This is a genomic window from Hymenobacter sp. IS2118 (assembly GCF_000715495.1).
In the GTDB taxonomy this organism is placed as follows: Bacteria; Bacteroidota; Bacteroidia; order Cytophagales; family Hymenobacteraceae; genus Hymenobacter.
Genome location: NZ_JNLX01000070.1, coordinates 1 through 20,540, shown reverse-complemented (window position 1 = coordinate 20,540; position 20,540 = coordinate 1). Strand labels below are relative to the sequence as shown.

The 20,540-nt window shown below is 64.5% G+C and carries 10 protein-coding genes; 3 read left to right on the top strand and 7 right to left on the bottom strand.

Annotation, left to right across the window (positions count from 1 at the left end):
- Window positions 1-159: 159 nt before the first annotated feature.
- Window positions 160-2,838, bottom strand: a complete 2,679-nt coding sequence (locus GM79_RS05745; protein ID WP_161787128.1) for a BamA/TamA family outer membrane protein — start codon at window positions 2,836-2,838, stop codon at window positions 160-162.
- On the opposite strand from GM79_RS05745, the gene GM79_RS05740 reads away from it, so the two are divergent.
- Entirely contained in the window at window positions 2,829-3,587 is a 759-nt protein-coding gene (locus GM79_RS05740) for an RNA methyltransferase (protein WP_035560624.1), read from the top strand. The genes GM79_RS05745 and GM79_RS05740 overlap by 10 nt on opposite strands.
- Window positions 3,588-3,984: 397 nt before the next feature.
- Here GM79_RS05740 and GM79_RS05735 read toward each other — a convergent pair whose 3' ends face one another.
- The 3 genes from GM79_RS05735 to GM79_RS05725 form a co-directional block, all read right to left on the bottom strand.
- Entirely contained in the window at window positions 3,985-5,097 is a 1,113-nt protein-coding gene (locus tag GM79_RS05735; RefSeq protein ID WP_235183926.1) for an outer membrane beta-barrel protein, read from the bottom strand.
- 56 nt (window positions 5,098-5,153) lie between these two features.
- On the bottom strand, window positions 5,154-6,218 hold the full coding sequence (locus GM79_RS05730) for a hypothetical protein (protein ID WP_035560621.1): 1,065 nt from the start codon (window positions 6,216-6,218) through the stop codon (window positions 5,154-5,156).
- A 117-nt stretch (window positions 6,219-6,335) separates the two neighbouring features.
- The gene (locus tag GM79_RS05725; RefSeq protein ID WP_316930100.1) at window positions 6,336-6,896 is read right to left on the bottom strand and encodes a sigma-70 family RNA polymerase sigma factor; all 561 of its coding nucleotides are present in this window, start codon (window positions 6,894-6,896) and stop codon (window positions 6,336-6,338) included.
- 164 nt (window positions 6,897-7,060) lie between these two features.
- Here GM79_RS05725 and GM79_RS05720 point away from each other — a divergent pair, with 164 nt between their 5' ends.
- Entirely contained in the window at window positions 7,061-7,972 is a 912-nt protein-coding gene (locus GM79_RS05720; protein ID WP_035560615.1) for a bestrophin family protein, read from the top strand.
- A gap of 363 nt (window positions 7,973-8,335) precedes the next feature.
- Window positions 8,336-9,355: an ABC transporter ATP-binding protein gene (locus GM79_RS05715; RefSeq protein ID WP_051718561.1), complete on the top strand. Its 1,020-nt coding sequence runs from the start codon at window positions 8,336-8,338 to the stop codon at window positions 9,353-9,355.
- A 151-nt stretch (window positions 9,356-9,506) separates the two neighbouring features.
- On the opposite strand, the gene GM79_RS24645 is transcribed toward GM79_RS05715, so the two are convergent.
- The 3 genes from GM79_RS24645 to GM79_RS05700 all read right to left on the bottom strand — a co-directional run.
- Complete coding sequence (locus GM79_RS24645) at window positions 9,507-19,214, bottom strand: IPT/TIG domain-containing protein (protein ID WP_035560612.1); 9,708 nt, start codon at window positions 19,212-19,214, stop codon at window positions 9,507-9,509.
- 189 nt (window positions 19,215-19,403) lie between these two features.
- Window positions 19,404-20,204 carry a LytR/AlgR family response regulator transcription factor gene (locus GM79_RS05705; protein ID WP_051718560.1) on the bottom strand — a complete coding sequence of 267 codons (801 nt, stop codon included), beginning with the start codon at window positions 20,202-20,204 and terminating at the stop codon, window positions 19,404-19,406.
- Between the two features lie 135 nt (window positions 20,205-20,339).
- Window positions 20,340-20,540 (bottom strand): ATP-binding protein (locus tag GM79_RS05700; RefSeq protein WP_035560609.1); only part of this gene is annotated, 201 nt, incomplete at its 5' end.

The following is a 20,540-nucleotide window of genomic DNA, read 5'->3' as shown; positions in this document are numbered from 1 at the left end:
CGGTAGCCAAACAAGCGTTTTTCGCAGCCGTTCGCGTAAGTGCTGTCCGACTCAGCCTCCACTCGTCAACCAACTAGCCAGAGGCTCGAACCCAGTAGGCACCGCGTCAGAGACGCGCGCCAGCCTGACAACCAGCAACTAGCAACTGACAACCAACAACTAAAACGGGTAGCCGATGCCCAGGTTGAAGGCGATGCGGTTATCGATGGTATTGAAGTTGCGTAGCGCCCAGTTCTGGCCGTCGATGGCGGCAGGGTCGTACACTTTCACGGCCGCGTCGAGGCGCAGGATGAGGAAGGTGAAGTCGAACCGGACGCCCATGCCCGAGCTCACCGCAATTTGATTATAGAAGGAATCAAGCTGAAACTGCGCGCCGGGACGCAGATACTCGCCGTCCTTTTTGCGCTCCTGCAAGCCCCACACGTTCCCAAAATCGGTGAAAAAGGCCCCTTTTACAAAGTTGTAAACCGGAAACCGGTATTCGACGCTGCCTTCCAGCAGCAGCTCGCCGGGTTGTTCGGTGAGGAAGTCCCGTACCACGTTGCCGTCTTTGAGGCGGAGTGGGGTGTAGCCGCCGGGACCCAGGCGCCGCGGGGCCCAGGCCCGCAGGCTGGTGGAGCCGCCGGCAAAGAACGATTTATCGTACGGAATCACGTATTGGCTGCTGCCATCGCGCGGGTCGATGGTGCGCGTGAGGGCGTGCACGTAGCCGCCATTGAGGCGCCACACGAAAAAAGTGCGCGGCGAAAGGTGGTGGTAGCGCCGGTAATCGACACTGAACCGGGCAAAGTCATACACGTTCAGGCCCAAATTGTCCAGCAGCGCGTCCTTGTACAGGCCCCTGGTCAAGCCGCCCAACTCGCCGAACAGGCGTAAGTACTGCGCGTTGCGGGTCTGGCTGAAATCGTTGGAATTGTAGAGGGAAGTGAAGCTGATGCTGGGTTCAACCAAACTCACAAACGAGCGAAAAAGCGACGAGCCCTGTTCCACGCGCAGGGTTTCGAGGCGCTCGGCAAATTCGGTGCTGATGAAAGGCGTATTCACGAAGGTGATGACGACCGGCGAAAATACGTACTGGTGAAACGGCGAGCGCTGCCAGATGTAGTCATAGGTGAACTCGAAGTTGGAGCGGGTGTATTCGGGCCGCTTTACAAATGTTTCCGACAGCGAAAACCTGGTTTTGGGGTTGAAGCGCGTCAGAAACTGGTTGGTGCGGAAGGGAACCAGAAACTGGGGCAACACCAAAGCTGCCGTGGCTCCCAACTGAGTGGTGTAGACTGATTCCTGGTCATCAGTGGTGCCCGCCACGCGCACGAGCTGCCCTTCAAAACCGGCCCGCACGCCCAGTTCCAGCACCTCGGCCCCGCCAAACGGGTTGCGGGTTTTCAGCCGGAGGTTGATGAAGGGGCCCGGCGTATTGGCCACGTAGGTGCCGCCAAATTCGCTGGTTCCGGTGTATTTAGGCGCCGGCGCGGCGTTGATAACCGCCACCAGCTCCCCGCTGTCCGGGCGTAGCCCCGTGCTGTCGGTCATGGGCGGGTCGTCCACCTTGCGGTAGTTCACGGTATTGAAGCGGAACATGTCCAGGTCGGCCAGCAGGCGCTGCGTTTGCAGCGTGCGGGTCAGGCTGTAGCGCTGGCCGGGGCGCACCAGCACCTTGCGGGCCAGCAGGCGGGTACTGTATTTTTGCTCAAAGGCGGCAAAGTGGATGGAGTCCGTCACCACGGTATCGGTGCGAAAGCCAGCTTCGGGCCGCTCCCGGCGGGCGGCCCCGGTGCCGGCCCGGAGCAGGGTGTCGGATGTGGACGCGCGCAGCGTCCGCAATATGCCGGCATCGGTAATGAAGCGCACCTGGCGCAGGGTGTAAATGCGGTGGCCCTGGCCGGGGGCGGGGTTCGCAATCAGCGTGCGCAGCCGCACCGTGAAGGGCGCGTAGCTGGTGTCGGCTTCGAGGGTGATGTACTGCTCGCGGAAGTCGAAATAGCCGGCGTTTTTTACCAGCGTTTCGAGTCGGTTGCGTTCCTTGCCAATCAATTCCTCGTTGTAGCGGGCGTTTTCCTTGAGTAGCGTGGCGCCCTGCCCGGCGCGCACCACGGCCGCTACGCCCGAGTCGGCAATGCTGGGCGCCTGCAGGCGATACAGGAAAGGTCGGTTTTCGGTAATGTTGTAGGTGACCGTTACGCGGCGGTAGTTCTTGGCCTGGTCCAGCGAATCGGGCTTGCTGGGAAAAACGCCGCCCACGGCTTTGAGGGCCCGCAGCAGCAGGCCGCGCTGGTAGCGCCCGGTATCGGTGGCCGTTACGGTGGCCCGGAAAAACCCCTGCGAATGCAGAAAGGTCGTCATTTGCTCCACCGAGCGGCGGGTGAGCAGCGTGTCGTAAATCACCGGGGCCTCGCCCAGGCGCATGATGGCGTTGCCCTTGTCCAGGGCCAGCTGCTTGCGGTTTACTTTGCGCTCGCGCTGCACCAGCAGCTTGCCCAACTTGGCCGAGTCGGTGCCGACTTCCTGGATGCGGGCATCGAAGCGGGCCTGAATGGTGCGCAGCTTGGCTTTGATGGCGGCCGAATCGTAGAATTTGTAGCCCAGCTGGTAGATGGCCAGCTTGGGCAACGGGAACTGGGTGTTGGGCTGTTGCTGGGCCAGGGCTGCGAGCCGTTCTTTGTCGGCCTGGTCCACGCCCTTTAGCTCCACGCGGCTCAGCAGGCGCTGGCCGGGCTGCAGTAGCTTGAACGGCGAGCAGGCCGCAAAAAGTAAAAGCCCGAGCAGCGGACCCAGGCGCCAGCGCAGCCGGCGGGCGGGCCGTAATTTTGGCGAATATTCAGACGACAATGGTTTCAAAAGCACTGGGCAAATACGTGCAGTCCCTGCACCAAAAAAAATACCGGCAGCGCCACGGGGCATTCCTCGTGGAAGGCGGCAAAAGCGTATTGGAGCTGCTAAGTTCCGACCTGGAAACCGAACACCTGCTGCTGACGGCCGATTTTGCCGCCCAACACCGGACGCAGCTCCCGCCGGGGCTGCCGCTCACGGTGGCCACCGAGTACGAGCTGACCCAGCTGGGCACGCTGGCCACCAACACCACCGCGCTGGCCGTGGCCCGCCTGCCCCCCGAAAAACTCCTGCCTCCAACGTTGCCCCAGGGCGCTTTGTTGCTGGCCCTGGACGAAGTGCGCGACCCTGGCAACCTCGGCACCCTGCTGCGCCTGGCCGACTGGTACGGCCTGCCCGGCGTGGTGCTCAGCCCCGGCTGCGCCGATGCCTACTCGCCCAAAACCGTGGCCGCCACCATGGGCGCCTTTGCCCGGGTGCGCGTCTGGGAGCGCGACCTGGCCGCCTGGCTGCCCGCGCTGCCCGCTGGTACCGACATTTTCGGGGCCGACCTGGCCGGCGAAAACGTGCACCGCCTGGCCCTGCGCCCCACCGGCGTGCTGGTGATGGGCAGCGAGTCGCACGGCCTCACGCCCGCCGTAGAAGCCTGCCTCACGCGCCGCCTGCATATACCGCGGGGCGCCAGCGGCGGGGCCGAAAGCCTGAATGTAGCCATTTCGGCCGCCATTCTGCTGGATAACTTCTTTCGGAATCAGTAAGGTTTTCATTGCGGTGCAGAGCTAACCAAACGTGCGTTGGTCATGCCGAGCGTAGCCGAAGCATCACGGCCTGGAAAGTGCGCTTGATTTTGCACGCTTTGTTAAATTTTCCGGGGAGCCGGAGCTTAGGGCGTGAAGACAATTAGCCGAAATAGCTTTTTGCAGCCGTAAAAACGGTCATGCTGAGCTTGTCGAAGCATCTCTACCTCAATACTAACCCAATCGACTCAACGAAGCGGTAGAGATGCTTCGGCTGCGCTCAGCATGACCGTCGATTTTACACTTTTCTGTATTATAGGAACAAGTCTATTGTCCTCACGCCCTAAACCAAAGCGCCCCGCATCTGAGCAGATGCGGGGCGTTGGATGGGTAGTAAAATGGCGGCCTGGCTGAATAATCAGTTGCCGAAGAAACGTATTCCGAAGCTGACCACCTGGGCCTTTGGGCCGGCGTTGTTTTTGAATAAGTCGTTCATGTTGTACTTGCCGAAAAACTCCAGGCTGCCGAAGCCAATAGTGCCCTGGGCGCCGTACAGGAAGTTTTCCAGGTTGTAGCTGCCGGCGTCTTTTTCCTTGTCGGTGTTGCCGTCTTCAATGTATTTCAGCTTGGTGTGCGCGCCGAGGCGGTAGCCTACGAATCCACCCGCCGCGACGTGGAACGTGGGTTGGTGGTGCGAGTCGCGAAATTTGAGTTGCAGCATCAGGGGCACGTTGATGGAAGCCGTGGTGAGCTTGGATTTTTGAAACTCCCGCCCGTCGATTTCCTTCACCACGCTGGTGCGGCCGTCGGCATTCACCCACTTGTTGTTGCCATTGAGCATGAAGTTGTTGAAGGCGAACTCCGGGCCAATGAGCAGGCCCACGGGGCTGCGTTTGCCGCCGAGGCGGGTTTCGTAGTTAAACCCGATGTTGACGTAGCGCGAGCCGCCCGTGCGCAGGTCCACCGAAGCATCGGAGCCGGTTGCTCCGCCGTTTTGCTGGTTCACCAACGCATTCAGGCCCAGGTCGAAGATGAAGTTGCTACGGTCCTTCTCGATATTGTGCAGGCGAATGGAGTCGCTTTCTGCAATTTTCCGGGCCTTGGATTTGGTGCTTTTCACCGCCGTGTTGCCATCGTCGTCGGTGGTTATGTCCAGCCCGAATTTTTTATTCAGCAGCACTACTACACCGTTGCTGCTGCTGCGGCTAGCCGTTTTTTTGTGGGTCGTGATGCGGATTTGCTCGGGCAGGTTCTGGCCGGGCTGGTCCTTATCGGGGTAAAACTGAACCGTTACCTGGTCAGAAGTGGCATTTTTGGCCGCCGTTTCGGCTTGGGTGATATAGCCGGCCAGCCGGGACGTGAGCGAGTCGAGCTGGTAGGTTTTCATCTGGCGTAGCTGGGCCGCGTCGCGCACCACCAGCGTGATGGTGGCCTGGTTGGGCAGCCGAATCACAATGGTATCTTTCGCAACGGGGGCGCTGGTGGTCAGGCTGGTGGCCGAGGCCACGTTCAGCCCGCCAAACAGGAGCATCAAAAGCAGAGAAAAGGGGAGAAAGGCGCGTTGCATGATTTCCGGGGAGTAAATAGTTAGAGTTGAATGGATTTGGTGATGGTGCGGCCGCCGATGGTGGCCTGCAACGTCACGTTTTGGGGCAGTCCGGTGGCTTCGGCCAGGCTCACCCGCTCGCCCCGCACCAGGTTGCCGGCCTGTTGCAGCAGCCGGCCGCCCAACCGCCGGGGCTCCTTGACGGCCGCCAAGGCCGAGCCGGACGTTTTGCCGGGGCGGGCCACCGGCTCGCCGCCGTTGCGGACATCGACCGTAATCAGCTCGCCGGCACTGGCCAGACTGGTGGCGGGTACTGCGCCGGCGGGGACGATTTCCGCTGCCGGCACTGATTTGGACAAATTTGCAAGTCCCGTTTCCGGGGTGGGCCGCGTCTCGTCAGGCGCGGTGGGCTGGGTTGGGGCCGGGGGGCGGGTCGCTACGCGGGCCACGAGGGGAGCTGTTTGGGTGGCCGCGTCCGGCTGCCGGTTGGTTCCTTGCACGTAGCGGGGCGACTGCCCGGCGGCCGACATTCGGGCCTTTGGTGCGGTAGATGCCAGGGCTTCGGAGCGGGTTGCCTGGGGCGTTACATTTTTTTGAGTTGAAGCCGAAATATTCGTTTGGGCGGGCGTGGGGGCATTAATGGCCACTTCCTCCTGGCGCACTGGAGCGGGCGTATTTGCCGTAGCGGTTGCTGGGCCATCCGGCCGCGCCACCGGCTGCTGGCCAGGGCGCGTCGGCGTTGGGTTGGTGCCCGTGGCCACAGAGCTGTTTTGGGTGCGGCCGAAGGGGAAACCCAGCCACAGGCCCGCGCCACCAGCCACCAGCAGCAGTGCCAGGGCGGCCGCAATGGCCATGGGCCACCAGGCTGCCGCCCGGCGCTTGTTGGGACGCAGGTGCTCGTCTTCGAGGCGCTCCCAGAGCGCGCGGCCGGGCGGGGTCGCATGGGCGTTCAGGCCCTGCCGAAACAGCTCGTCGAGCCGTTCGGTGGGGGCGTCGGGTGTGGCCGCCGCCCCGGCCTGCAGACGGGCCCACAGCGCATCGGCGGGCGGGGTGGCATGGCCGTCCAGCTTGTCGCGGAATAAGTCGTCTATATTTTCGGGAAGCATAGTGATTAGTAGTTGACGGTTGCTAGTTTCTGGTTGTCAGTTGCTGGCAAGCTCAGGAAGACAGATGTTTTTTACTTGCTAAACAGCTTAAATGAGTGAAAACAAACAATCAGAAAATCAATTGTTTATAATGGTAGAAAACTGAACCCGGCGCTGGAGCATGGCGCGCGCCTTGCTGAGCTGGGATTTGCTGGTGCCTTCGCTGATGCCCAGCAGCTCGGCTATTTCCTGGTGGCCGTAGCCTTCGAGGGCGTAGAGGTTGAACACAGTGCGGTAGCCGGCGGGTAGTCCGGCGAGCAGGCCCATCAGGTCTTCGGCCTGAAGCTGGGTATCGGCGGTGGCCGGCGTCACGGCCAGGTTTTCGGGCTGCGGAAAATCCTCGAACGACACCGTCATCATCTCGCGGTGGCGCAGCTGCATGAGGGCCTCGTTCACCATAATGCGGCGCACCCAGCCCTCAAAGCTGCCCTCGAAGCGGTAGGTGGGCAGGGCCCTGAACATTTTGGCAAAGCCCAGGAGCAGGGCCTCTTCGGCGTCTTCGCGGCGCTTGAGGTAGCGGCGGCACACGGTGAGCATGAGTCCGGCCAGCCGGTCGTAGAGCTGGCGCTGGGCCCGGTGCTCGCCCCGCACGCAGGCGGCGATGAGGTCGGCTTCGGTCATCACGGTAAGGGTCGGCACGGGGCAGCAAGGATGGTGAAGTAGCACGGCAGATGCAAAAGTAGCCGGGAAGGTTGCCCAGGGTATAAAAAAATAATAGGGGCAAGCGCCACCATCCGCTGCGCTATAAAACGGCGTTTTCCGTATGCTATTTTCTCAACCCCGAATACCCTCATTCGTCACGCATGCTCCTCGATACCAAGATTCCCTTTCGCTATATTATTAAGGATATTTTACCCGACGCCCTGCGGGTATTCCTCATTTCCCTCGCTTTTCAACTCATCAAGCATTTTTATTCGGACTGGCTGCCGCTCATTCCGTTGCCGCTGCCGGCACTGTTGGGTGGGTCCATTTCGTTGCTGCTGGCCTTCAAAATTGGCCAGTCGTACGACCGATGGTGGGAGGCACGCAAGGTGTGGGGCGCCATTGTCAACGAATCGCGCACGCTCGTGGTGCAAGCCAATAGCTTTCTAGAAGCCGACGAGCTGCTGCCCACGGGCGCAGATGTCCGGCTCAAAACCCTGGCTTACCGGCAAATAGCGTGGTGCTACAGCCTCGGCCAGGCCCTGCGTGGGCAAGACCCGCTGGCCAACGCGGCCAATTTTCTGCCCGTTCACGAGCTCGACTACATGCGGCAGCACACCAACAAGCCCCTGGCGCTGCTCACCCTGCATTCCCTGCAAATCAAAAACTGGTTCCAGGCCAAAAGTATCAACGCCTTTCAGCAGGTGCAGCTCGATTCGACGCTGGTGCGGCTGTGTGAGGCCATGGGCCAGGGCGAGCGCATCAACGGCACCGTTTTCCCGTCGAGCTACCGGCTGCTTATCTACCTGTTTATCTACCTCTTCATCGTCACGCTTTCGCTGGGGCTGGTCGAGACCATTGGCTTGTGGGAAATTCCGCTGCTGCTGAGCATCGCCGTAACGTATTTCCTGCTCGAACGCACGGCTCGCTACCTGCAAGACCCCTTCAGCAACCGGCCCACCGATACGCCGGTTACCGCCATCGCCCGCACCATCGAAATCAACCTGAAGGAGTTTTTGCGCGAATCGCGAGTGCCGGAACCGGCCCCCGCGCAGTCCTACTATCTGATGTAGCTTTTTCCTGCTACCCGTGGCCAACCAGCCCTGGCATGGCGGCAGTTTGAACAGCCCAGCGAGGCCAGTGAGTATCGTTCGATTTTAGTACTTCGCAGCTTAGGTTTGCTGTAAATTGGCAATCATTCAGGCCTTACGCCCTCAGCCGCTGGCGCGCGTCTCGGACGCGTGGCTTGCTGGCTTGGCGCTTCCAAACGCCGCCGTTCGCCCCGTGCGTATCCGACGCGAACCCAGTGGGCCACGCGTCGGATACGCACGCCAGCAACTGAGGGCGTAAGTCCTGTCATTATTTAATTCTACAATGATTCAAGCACAGGGGGCTTACTGCCAAGAGACAAGCTTGTGGCTTGCAGCTTAAAGCTTATGGCTGAATACCTACTTAATGTCCACGAAATCAGTCTGAAGGAGCGGGGTGTTCCGGTTTTGCAGGGCATCAGCTTCACCCAGGCGGCGCAGCAGAAGGTGGCAATCATCGGTGAGTCCGGCACGGGCAAAAGCACCTTGCTCCAGGTGATTGCCGGCCTCATTCAGCCCGGCGCCGGGGAGGTGCACGTGGCGGGCAGCCGGGTGCGCGGCCCGGCCCAAACCCTGGTGCCCGGCCACCCCGGCGTGGCCTATCTCACCCAGCATTCGGAGCTGCCGCACGCCCTGCGCGTGGAGCAGGTGCTGCGCTACGCCAACCACTGGCCCGAGCCGGAAGCCCAGGCGCTATACGACTGGTGCCGCATCAGCCACCTGGCCCAACGCCGCACCAACCAGCTCTCGGGTGGCGAGCAGCAGCGCGTGGCCCTGGCCCGGCTGCTGCTGGGTTCGCCCCGTCTGCTGCTACTCGACGAGCCGTTTTCCAACCTTGACCGGGGACACAAGCGCGACATGCAGCGGATTATTGAGGAGCTGGGGCCCCGGCTGGGCATCACTTGCCTGCTGGTTTCGCACGACCCGACCGATACCCTCCCGTGGGCCGATGAGCTGCTGGTGCTGCACCAGGGGCGTATTATTCAGCGCGGCGCGCCCGTCAAGGTGTATCAACAGCCCCTCAACGAATACACGGCCGGTCTTTTGGGCGACTACAGCCTCCTCACCGGCCCCGACCGGCAAGCCCTGCTGCCAGTGAGCCGCCGCGTCGCCGCCGGCACGGTCCTGCTGGTGCGGCCCGAAGAGTTTCGCCTCGGCCCGCCCGGCCCCAGCCCCGGCCAGCTGGCGGGCACGGTGCGCAACGTCCGGTTTTTCGGCAGCCGGCACGAGCTGGAAGTCGCGTTGCCCCACCACACCATCCGGGTAGTCGGCCCGCCTGCGGCCTACGAGCGGGGCGCAGCCGTGGGCGTATCACTGGCCTCCGGCGCGGGCTGGAATATGCGCGTATCGGAAGTAGTGGCTGTATAAGGTCAGTTACGCAAGTGAATTGCTGACGAGTTTTCTCGCAGAGGTTCGCAGATTTTGGTGCCGGACCTCTGCGGGCCTCCGCGTTTTACCTCCGCGAACCTCTGCGGGAAATAACGCAGGTACACGCACCGGCCAGGTCGCCAAACTGTGCCTATTCCACCGTCAGGCGGAGCGCTTTGTTGCCCACGCGCACCACGTACACCCCGGTGGTATGGCCGGCCGGCAGCACCAGCGCCGCCGTGCCGGCAGCATCGGTGGTGGCGGCCAGCACGGGACGGCCCAGCGCATCGAACACCCGTACTACCGTGCCGGGCTCCGCACCCGTGAGGGTGGCCGCGCCGCCAGGGGCCGGGTTGGGGAACAGCGCCAGCGTAGCCGGGCCACCCACGCGCACCGTCCGCACGGGTGAGTAGGCGGTGATGCCATTCAAATCCACCTGCCGCAGGCGGTAGTAGAGCAGGTCGGTTTCGCCGGGATACTGCGGGTCGAGGAAATCGTAGCTGCGGTAGGTACTGCTGCTGCCAGCCGCCGCTACCTGGCCAATGCGCGCGAACGTGCGGCCGTCGCGGCTGCGCTCCACCTCAAACCGGTCGGAGTTCCTTTCCGAGGCCGTGGCCCAGGCCAGGGCTACGGTGCTGCCGCGCTTCTCGGCCGTGAAGGCCATTAGCTCCACGGGCAGTGGGGTGCCACTACCGGTCAGGTAGAACTCCGAGAAGTGGTCGGCCACGCTTATTTCGGCGGCAAACCAGATGGTGCCGGCCGGCGAGCTGGCCGGGGCGGCCAGGGTGCGGCGCTCGGCGGGGTTGCCGTTGTTGCTCAGGTCGCAGTCCTCGTTGGGGCCGCTGTACTGGGTGGCTTTCAGGTTGGCCAATGTGGCGGTGGGGTCGGCCACCTGCAGGCGGGCCTGCTCGCTGTTGAGGCCGTAGAGGCGCAGGGCCACGGTGCGGCCGCGGAAGGGGCCGGCGCTGGCGGTGAGGTGCCAGTTGCGGCCCAGGTAGTAACGCCCACCCCCATCCTGGCGCACGGCGGCGGCCGGGTTGGCGCGCAGCACATCCACGGCCAGGTTGCCGAGCGAGGCGCCGGTGTAGTTGTAGGCGGCCACCACTTGGCCACCGCCGCTCAGCAGGTAGTGCCAGGCGCCGTCGTTGAGGCTGGCCGTGGCTGGCACGGCGGGGGCACAGGCATCGAAGGTGCCGCCGCCGTACACGGCTAACACGGTGAAGGCCGGGGCGCTGGTATTGCTAATCCCCGAGGTCGTCACGACCACGGCGCTGCTGCCCGGCGCGGCGTTGGCCGGCACCATCGCCGTGAGCGCCGTGGGCGACCCGTAAGTAACCGCCGCCGCCACCCCGCCGAAGCTGACGATGGTGCCCGCCGTGAAGCCCGTGCCGGTAATGGTGATAGGCATTCCTGGCAACTCGGCTGCGGCACTCAGCGCCGTAACCGTGGGCAGCGGCACCGAGGTGCAGGCCGTGAGAACCACGGCGGTGGAAGGAGCCGAGGTTTCGCCATTCAGGCTGGCCACCACCGAGTAGGTGCCGGGTGTGCTGGTGATGAGCTCGCCGGTAGTGGTGGTATTGCCCGGCGTGAAGGCGAAGCTGGCCCCGCTCACCGGCGTGGGCGTGGTGTTGGTGCTGCCGTCGGGCAGCAGGCGGATGAGGCGGACTGCCGAAGAGCCATTGAAGTTCAGAAAGCTGCCGCCCACCACCACGCTGCCATCGGGCTGCACCGCCAGGCGGCGCACGGCCACATCGAAGCCCGTGCCGATGTAGAACGTGGCATCGAGGGTGCCGTCGGCAGCAAGCCGGGCCAGTCGGTTTTGCGTCACGCCTTTGTAATTGACGAACTGACCGCCCACCAGGATGTTGCCATCGGGCTGCAGGGCCACCACGTTCACCGTCGCGGTGGTGCCGGCGCTGGTCGTGAAGCCGGTGCCGGTCACAAAGTCGGTATCACGGGTGCCGTTGTCATTCAGGCGAATAATCCCACCGAGGTTCGGGTTCGCGGTGCCGTTGTAGCTGCTGAAGTCGCCGCCCACCAGCACCTTGCCATTGGCCTGCAAAGCCAGGCTATTCACCGCACTATTAAAGCCCGTGCCGGTCGCGAAGTCGGTGTCGCGGATGCCGTTGGCGGTGAGCCGGACAATCCCGCCAAGGCCCGTGGCACTGTTGTAGCTGTTGAACGACCCGCCCACCAGCACTTTGCCATCGGGCTGCACCACGATGCTCTGCACGGTACTATTGAAGCCGCCGGTATTGTTGTTGTTGTAGTAGTAGTCGTCGCCACCCGTATCGAAGCTGACATCGCGGCTGCCATTGGGGTTGAGGCGAATAATCCGGTTATCTATCGTCGTGGTGCTGTTGTAGGCGGTGAACGAACCGCCCACCAGTATCTGGCCATCGGGCTGCACTACGATGCTCTGCACGGCGGCGCCGAAGCCGGTGCCGGTGACAAAGGTCGCGTCGGGGCTGCCATCGGCATTGAGGCGGATAATTCGGGTGGCCGCCGTGCCATTGTAGCCGCTGAAATCGCCGCCCACCAGCACTTTGCCATCTGCCTGCAGCGCCACGGCATTCACGGCGCCGGTGAAGCCCGTGAAGCCCATGCCGGTGAGGAAGTTGGCATCGCGCGAGCCGTCCGGGTTGAGCTGCAGGATGCCGTTGACCGGGACTCCATCGTAGGTGGTGAACGTTCCGACCAGCAGCGACTTGCCGTTGGAGCGCGTCACGATGCCGTTCACGTTGTTATTCAGGCCCGTGCCGACCGTGAAGGCCGGGCTCGTGGCGGTGCCCGTGAGGGTGAGCGGGGCGCACACTTCCAGCGGACCCGCCGGGCTGAGCGTGGCCAGCAAGCCCGCCGGGCGCGGCGTGTAGGTGAAGGCCGTGGCCGTGGTCAGCACGACGCCCTGCGGCGTGGTGAGGGTAAGCACCCCGGAAGCCGCGCCCACCGGCACCTGCACCGTCAGGCTATTAACCGACTGCGCCGTGATGGGGGCCAGCTCGCTGCTGCCGCCGAAGCGCACGCCGCGCACCCTGGTCAGGTTGGTACCCGTGAGGGTAACGAGCGTGCCCGCCGGCCCGCGCTGCGGCGAAAAGCCGGCGAGGGTGGCTGGCAGGGCCGTATTGAAGCGGATAAATAGCTCGGCGTAGTTATAAGTCATGTCGCCAATGTTGCAACCATAGCAGCTGCCCCTGGAGTTACCGGCGTGCGAGGTGAGCAGGTCCAGCGTGCCGTCGCCGTCCATATCGCCCAGCGCCACGAACGGCTTACTCCCCCCGGTGCCTAGGTTATAGCCGTTATTGAACGCGCCGCTGCCGTTGTTGAGCCGCACCACCGCCTGACCTACGGCGGCACCACTCAGGTTCGAGTTGTCGCCGGCTGTCACCAGGTCCAGGTCGCCGTCGCCGTCCACGTCGCCCAGCGTCAGGGTGTTCGGGGCAAAATCCAGCAGGTAGTCGGCACCGCCGCCGAAAGTGCCGTCGCCGTTGTTGAGCCGCACGCTCACTGTGCGCGTGCCGGCGCTGCTCGTGGCCAGGTCCAGGTCGCCGTCGCCGTCCACGTCGCCCACCACCAGCTTGGTCATGGTCCTGCCCATCGGCACGTCGTACGTGCCGCTGAACACGCCGCTGCCGCTGTTGAGCCGTACGCTCACCATGCTGGCGTTGGCTATCAGCGCATCCAGGTCGCCATCGCCGTCCACGTCACCCAGCGCCACATCCACCGCCGTAGGATTAGGTGTGCCCATCGGAGCAGTACGGATGTAATTGCTGGTTTGGGAGAAGGTGCCATTTGCATAGAAGCTCAACGATGCCTGTAAGGCAGCCGTGAGCATGTCCAGGTCGCCGTCGCCGTCCAGGTCGCCCAGCACCGTATGGGTAGGGCGGACGTTGACTTGCGTAGACAGGGAATAATCAAAGCGACCACTGCCGTCGTTCAGCCGCCTGCGTACCTGATTCTGGACGCCACTGGTGGAGGTGATTTCCCCGCTCGTCACCAGGTCCAGGTCGCCGTCGCCGTCCACGTCGCTCAGGGTAATGGCCGTGGGGAAGAAGTCATTATATTCGATGGGGTCCCCCAGCTGGCCGTTGCCCAAGCTGAACCGCACCACCGCCGAGCCATTTGAAACGGAGCCTCCGTAAAAATCAGTCGTCACCACGTCCAGCAGGCCGTCGCCGTTCAGGTCGCCCACCGCCACGCTCTGCGACTGCGCCTGCATGGCATAAACCGCCGGGGCGTCCAGGAACGTGGCGGGAGCCTGGCCCGTCTCGGCCGTAAACTCAAGCACTTTGGGTGTTGTGCTAAGGCCGCTGGTGCCCTGCACCGAGGCCGGCACCGTCACCATCACCCGCTCGCCGGGAGCAAAGGGGCGGGCCGGGTCCACCGTAATAGTGCTGCCGCTGGCCGTGGCGTTGCCGTTGCGCACCAGCTGCCCGCCCCGCTGGCTGCCGAACACGCGCACCCCGCCCGCCGTTGCCGCATTAATCGGCAGCGAGAAGGTAAGGGCCACGTTGGCCCCCAGCGGCGCCGTGGGCAGGTTGCGCGCCGGCGAAACGTTGACGAGCACGGGGGCCGGGCTGATGCCCAGCAGGGGGGTGCTGGCCCCGGTGAGGTAGAACTCGGAAAAATGGTCGGGTACGTTGACCTCGGCCGTGAACCAGTCGGCCCCGCTCAGCGCCGTGGCGGCCACGGCCAGCAGACGCCGCTCGCCTTCGGAATCGTTGTCAAGCAGGGTGCAGTTCTCGTTGTAGCCGCTGTACTGCGAGGCCTTCAGGCCGGCCAGCGTGGCGTTGGCATCCACGGCCGTCAGCCGGGCCAGTTCGCTGCTCAGCCCGAAAAAGCGCACCCGGACGGCCTCACCAGTGAAGGTTTTGTTGGTAGCCGTCAGGTAGAAGTTGCGGTCGAGGTAGGCACTGGCGCCGTCGGTGCGCACCGGTGTGGCGGTGGCCGTGCCCAGGGCCGCGAAGCCGGCCGTGACCGTGCCCAGGTTACGCGTGTCCTCCAGGGCAGCCACTACGGCTCCGCCCGCGCCGGCCAGGCGCAAGTAGCGCCAGGTGCCCGCGCCCCCGCTGCCCGTCACCGTCAGGCTGGCCGTGGGCAGGCAGCCGCTGGCGGCGGTGCCCCGGTACACCTGCAATACCTCAAAAGCCGGACTGTTGGGGCTGCTGCCGGTGGCAGTAGTCACCACCACGGCGCTGCTGCCGGGCGTAGCCGCTACCGGCACCACGGCCGTGAGGGAAGTAGGGGAGGTGTAGGTAACGCTGGCCGCCGAAACGCCGCCGAAGCTGACGGTGCTGGCACTGGTAAAGTTGAGGCCGGTGAGCACCACGGCTTGGCCCGGCAGCTCAGCGGCGGGGCTCAGGGCGTTGAGGATGGGCGTCGGGGGGCCTACGGTGAAGGCCGGGCTGCTGCCCGTGCCGCAGCCGGCGGCCACGCTCACGGTGCCCGCGCCCAAAGGGGCACTGGCCGGCACCACGAAGGTGAAGCCCGTGGCGGTGCTGTTGGTCACGCTGGCCAGGGCGCTAACTCCGTTCACGGTCAGGGCCGTGAGGCCGGCCAGGTTGGTGCCCGTCACGGTGACGGGGCTGCCGGACCCGGCCGAGGTAGGCGTGAAGCTAACCAGGCTGATGGGGTTGAAAATGAGTACCGGACTGGGGCGCTGCGTGGTGCTGCCGTCGCCCACCTGGCCGCTGCCGTTCAGGCCCCAGGCCCAGACGGCGGCGCAGCTTTGCTCGCCCGCCGAGTGGCCGTTGCCCGCCGCCGCGCTGGTCCAGTTGGTGAGGGCCGCCACGGCTTGCGGGGTGGTTTGGTTGGTAGTATTGCCCAGGCCGAGCTGGCCGTTGGCGTTGCTGCCCCAGGCCCAGAGCGTACCGTTGGCCCGCACGGCTAGCGTGTGGGCATCGCCGGTGGCGGCGCTGGCCCAGCTGGTGCCAGTGCCTACCTGCTGCGGAGTGGTTTGGTTGCTCGTATTTCCGATGCCCAGCTGGCCGCTGGCGTTCAGGCCCCAGGCCCAAAGGGTGCCGTCAGCCTGTACGGCTGCCGTATGGGCGCTGCCGGCGACGGCGCTGGCCCAATTAGTTGCCGAACCAACTTGCTGCGGGCTGGTTTGGGCCGCGGTATTGCCCAGGCCGAGTTGGCTGCTGGCGTTCAGGCCCCAGGCCCAAAGCGTGCCATCGGCGCGCACGGCCAGCGTGTGGCCACCGCCCGCCGCTACGCTGGCCCAGTTGGTGCCATTGCTCACCTGCTGCGGGGTGGTTTGGTTGGTGGTGTTGCCCAGGCCGAGCTGACCGTCAGCGTTCAGGCCCCAGGCCCAGAGTGTCCCGTCGGCCCGCACGGCTACCGTGTGGCCGTTGCCCGCCGCCGCGCTGGCCCAGTTAGTTGCCGAACCTACCTGCTGCGGGGTGGTCTGGCTGGTGGTATTGCCCAGGCCGAGCTGGCCATTGGCGTTGCTGCCCCAGGCCCAGAGCGTGCCGTTAGCTCGCACGGCTACCGTGTGGCCACTACCGGCGGCGGCGCTCATCCAATTGTTGTCAGTGCCCACGCGCACGGGGCTGTTCTGCTGCCCGCCGGCGCTGCCCAGGCCAAGCTGGCCGTTGTCGTTATTGCCCCAGGCCCAAAGCGAGCCGTCGGGCCGCACAGCTACCGTGTGGCTGCTGCCCGCGGCCAGGGTGCTGGCCCGCGAGAACAAGGCCGTTGCTACCGGGGTGGTGCCCCCGCCCGTAGTGGCTGTAACAGGCCCGGAGCGGGCCCCGGCCGGTACCAGCACGCCCGTAATCTGGGTGCCGGCCGCGTTCACGCTGAAGCCGCTGCTGACCGTGCGCTGGCCCGCGCTGCCGAAGAAGATAATGCTGCTCGTGCCCGTCAGGTTGGTGCCCGTCAGGGTCACTACCGAGCCCGGCACGCCGATGAACGGACTCACCGCCGTGAGGGTGGGTAGCGGCACGCTGAAGCTGGTCGTGCTGGTAGCCGTGCCGAAAGGAGCAGTCACGCTGATGAGGCCGGTGCCTGCGCCGGCCGGCACATTCACGGTGATTTTGGTATCGGAGTTGACTACGAAACCCGGGGCCAGTACGCCGTTGAAGCGCACGGCCGTGGCGCCCGTAAACTCGGTGCCCGTGAGGACCACGCTGGTGCCCGCCGCCCCGCTGGTGGGCGTGAAGCTGCTGAGGGTGGGCATGACGCAGGAAATGGTGGCGGCAAAGCCGGCATCACCCGCCGCGGCGTTGGCGCTGGAGCGCACCGTAAGCTGGCCGGTGGCGTTGGTGGCCGTTACGGTGCCGGGACTGGTGGTGCCGGTGTAGCGCCCGATAAGCGGGGCGCTGGCATCCGGCCCATCGAAGATGTCGAGATAGTCCAGGGCAAACTGCGTGAAGCGGAGGCGCATTTTGGCCCCGGTCGTGGCGGGACTGAGGGTGACGGTCTGGCTCGGGCCGGCCAGCATGTTGCCGGGGCCGCCATTGTCGTAGAGCGTGCCGGCGCAGGTGGAAATGGCAGCCGGGGCCATCCAGTAGTTATTGGTGGTAAAGCTGGTGGGGCTGGTGGCCGTGCCGCTGGGCGTCGTCACCGTAATAGCGCCGCTGGTGGCCCCGGCTGGCACCGGCACCGTGATTTGGGTATCGGAGTTGACCACGACGCCCCCGGCTGCCAGGCCGTTGAAGGCCACGGCCGTAGCGCCGGTGAAATAGGAACCCGTGATAACCACGCTCGTGCCCGACGCCCCGCTGGTGGGCGTGAAGGAGCTTATAATGGGGGTCAGGATGCTGAAGCTGGTGGGGCTGGTGGCCGTGCCGCTGGGCGTCGTCACCGTAATAGCGCCGCTGGTGGCCCCGGCCGGCACACTCACCGTAATCTGAGTGCCCGAGTTGACCACGAAGCCCGGCGCCGTTACGCCGTTGAAGCGCACGGCCGAAACCTGAAAGAAGCTGGTGCCTGTGATAACCACGCTGCTACCCACCACCCCACTGCTGGGCGTGAAGCTGCTGACGGTGGGGGGAGGAAGGACGAAGTTAGTCGCGCTGGTGCCCGTGCCATTGGCATTGGTCACGCTAATCGGGCCGGTAGTGGCCCCCGCCGGCACCGTCGCCTTCATCAGGGTGCTGGAGTTGACCGCGAAGCTGGTGGCCGCCACGCCGTTGAAGGTCACGCTCGTGATAGTGGTGAAGTAGCGGCCCGTGATAGATACGCTGGTGCCCGACGTCCCACTGGTGGGCGTGAAGCTGCTGATGAGGGGCGGGGCCAGCGTGAAGTTGGTGGCGCTGGTGCCCGTGCCGATGTTGTTGGTGACCGTGATGCGCCCATTGGTGAGCCCGGCCGGTGCACGCACCGTGATTTGCGTAGCGGAGTTGACCGTGACGCTCGTGGCCAGCACGCCATTGAAGCGCACGGCCGTGGTGCCGGTAAAGTTCAGGCCCGTGAGCACCACGTCGTCGCCCGCTTCCCCGCTGGCCGGCGTGAAGCTGCTGATATAGGGCACCCCCAGGAAGCAGCTGATGGTAGCGTCAAAAGCGGACGTAATCGGCGTAGTCGGCTGGCTAGTCGGCAGGGTGCGGTTGAGCTGCAGCGTGAGTTGGCCGGTGGGGTTGGTAGCCGTGACGACACTGGGCAAAATCGAGCCGGAGCTATAGGAGGCAATGACCGGATAATTGGTATCCGGCCCGTCGTGGATGGTCATGTTGTCGCCATTTCCGCTCAGCGAAAGCCGCGTGAACGTGAGCCGCACCTTGCCCCCCACCGTGGCCGGGTTGATGGTCGTGGTGCGGGTTTGGCGCGGGGGCGTTTTCACCGCGCCATAGTAGATATAATTCTCCGCCGCGTCGTAGATGCTGCCCGAGCAGGTCGTGATGGGCGACACGCCAATCAGGGTCTTGTCGGTGGTGAAGACGCCGCTGCTGCGGCCCGTGCCGTTGGCGTTGGTAACGGTGATGGTGCCGCTGGTGGCCCCGGCGGGCACCGGCACCGTAATCTGGGTGCTGGAATTCACCAAGAATCCCGACGCCGCCGTGCCGTTGAAGCGCACGGCCGTGGTACCCGTAAAGTCGGTGCCCGTAAGCACTACGCTGGTGCCCGCCGCCCCACTAATGGGCGTGAAGCTGCTGATGTTGGGCACCCCGGCCAAGCATAAAATAGTAGCGGCAAAGCCGGGTCGTTGGGTGGAATAGGGGCCAAGGACACTTGCTAAGCGTATCGTAAGCTGGCCGGTGGCGTTGGTAGCCGCCACCACACCAGGCCCGTCGAGCCCGGCATACTGCCCAATGAGCGGGGCATTGATACTCGGCCCGTCGTAGACGTAAAAGATGGCATCAACGGGGTCTATATCAAATTGCGTGAAGGAGAGTCTCACTTTGCTCCCAGCCGTGGCGGGGCTGATGGTCGTGTAATAGTCACGGTTCCAGGTGGGGCTGTAGGTCGGCCCGCCGTCGTCGTAGATTTTGCCCGAGCAGACGGTAAGCTCCCCCGAGCCAATGAGGTAGTTATCGGTCACGAAGTCGGTGGCGCTGATGCGCACTGTTTTGACGCCGGTGACGGGGGTGATATTGGAGACGGTGATGGGTCCGGTGAGGGCCCCGGCCGGCACGCGCAAGGTGATTTGGGTGTCGGAATGGAACACAAAGTCCAACCTGTTCACGCCAATGGGGGTGCCAAGCGCGCCAGGGAAAGACACTTCGTAGGTGTTGGTGAAGTTCGAACCCGTGATGACCAGGCTGGTGCCGGTGCTTCCGCTGGTAGGCGAGAAGCTGCTGATAAACTGCGCCCGGCCGAGCAGCGGCACCACGAGCAGGAGTAGCATGACAGCCCAGCGCACGCGGGTGGTAAGCGCGGGGGCCGCGAGCCAACGGTTCATCAGCGAGAAGAAGTTTGGCATAGCAGTAGCGGTTTGGGGACAAGGAATAAATGGGGTCGGGCCGGTGGGCCTGACGCCGTGCGCGCGGTACCTTTTAAAGGTACTGTGGGCTTCCCCTCCTTGATTTAGCTATGTGCACGAACGACCATAGGGTGTACACGAACGACAAAATCGGCTCATTTTTACCCTGCTGTCCTACCGCAACCAGCCTTAGTTGTAGCCGCTGCTGAGCGGGCGCAGGCGGGCCGTGAGGGCATCGCGATAGCTGCGGCCCACGGGCACAGTGTGCTCGCCCAGCCGCAAAGTGCCGGTGCGAGAGTCGAGCGCGTCGACGGCGGCCAGCTGCACGACGAACCCCCGGTGCACCTGGCAAAACAGCTTGGCGGGCAGGCGTTCGAGCAGCTTGCCCAGGTTCAGGCGCAGGGTAAACTTGCGGGTGGCCGTGCGCAGGTGGGTGTGGCTGCCGTCGGCTTCGAGCAGCAGCACCTGGGCCAGGGGCAGCTTTACGAAACGGTGCTGCTCGCGCACGAAAATGCCGCCCAGCAGCACCGTGCCCTCGGCCAGCTCGCCCGTGCCGTCGGCGGCCGGCAGGCCCTGGTCGCTGGCAAAGTGCTGCAGGGCCAGCTCGATGCTGTGGCCCAGCAGCGGCCCGTTGTAGGGCTTGCCCAGAAACGCGAATGGTCCCACCAGCCGGGCCCGGGCAAAGGTCTGGCCATCGGGAGAGGAGGTGATGAAGATGAGCGGCACCCGACGCCGGGCCACCAGGGCCGCCGCGGTTTCAATGCCGTCGCGCGGGCCGTCCAGGCGCACGTCAAGCAGCACCAGGTCGGGTTCCAAAGTGTCGAAGAGGGTTTCCGCCTCGTCGGCCGTGCGTGCTATTCCGGCCAGTTCGTAGCCCAGTGCCCGCAGCTCGTGCCGCAGAATGCGGGCCTGCATCGGGTCATTCTCCACCGCCAGCAGTGTGATGTTGGCGGCGGACAGGGCACCGCAAGAGGTTGATGAGTCAGGCATCGGCTGCTGGATATTAGCTACCTCATAGCAAACTGCCAAACCGTAGCCCCAGCGAGGCTTGATGATGTACAGATGGCTATTGGCTAATATAATTATGGCGAAATGTAGCGCAAAAATCCGGCGCGGGCAATCCACCTACCCTCGTTCGGGCGTCGCGGCCGCCGGCTCCTCCGGCAGCTCGAACCAAAAGTTCATGCCGGGGCCTGGGTGGTTGGGTTCGCCGTGGAGCTGGCCGCCCAGCAGCGCCACCAGCTGCCGGCACAGCGGCAGGCCCAGGCCGGTGCCCGCCTCACCGGCCGTGCCCGGCTGCGAGGCCGTGTTTTCGGCCGCCGGCGC

What these genes read in the sequence shown, in the direction of transcription:
- GM79_RS05740 (WP_035560624.1), top strand. Translation starts at nt 2,829, where the DNA reads ATGGTTTCAAAAGCACTGGGCAAATACGTGCAGTCCCTGCACCAAAAA.
- GM79_RS05735 (WP_235183926.1), bottom strand. Translation starts at nt 5,097, where the DNA reads ATGCTCCTGTTTGGCGGGCTGAACGTGGCCTCGGCCACCAGCCTGACC.
- GM79_RS05730 (WP_035560621.1), bottom strand. Translation starts at nt 6,218, where the DNA reads ATGCTTCCCGAAAATATAGACGACTTATTCCGCGACAAGCTGGACGGC.
- GM79_RS05720 (WP_035560615.1), top strand. Translation starts at nt 7,061, where the DNA reads ATGCTCCTCGATACCAAGATTCCCTTTCGCTATATTATTAAGGATATT.
- GM79_RS05715 (WP_051718561.1), top strand. Translation starts at nt 8,336, where the DNA reads ATGGCTGAATACCTACTTAATGTCCACGAAATCAGTCTGAAGGAGCGG.
- GM79_RS24645 (WP_035560612.1), bottom strand. Translation starts at nt 19,214, where the DNA reads ATGCCAAACTTCTTCTCGCTGATGAACCGTTGGCTCGCGGCCCCCGCG.
- GM79_RS05705 (WP_051718560.1), bottom strand. Translation starts at nt 20,204, where the DNA reads ATGCCTGACTCATCAACCTCTTGCGGTGCCCTGTCCGCCGCCAACATC.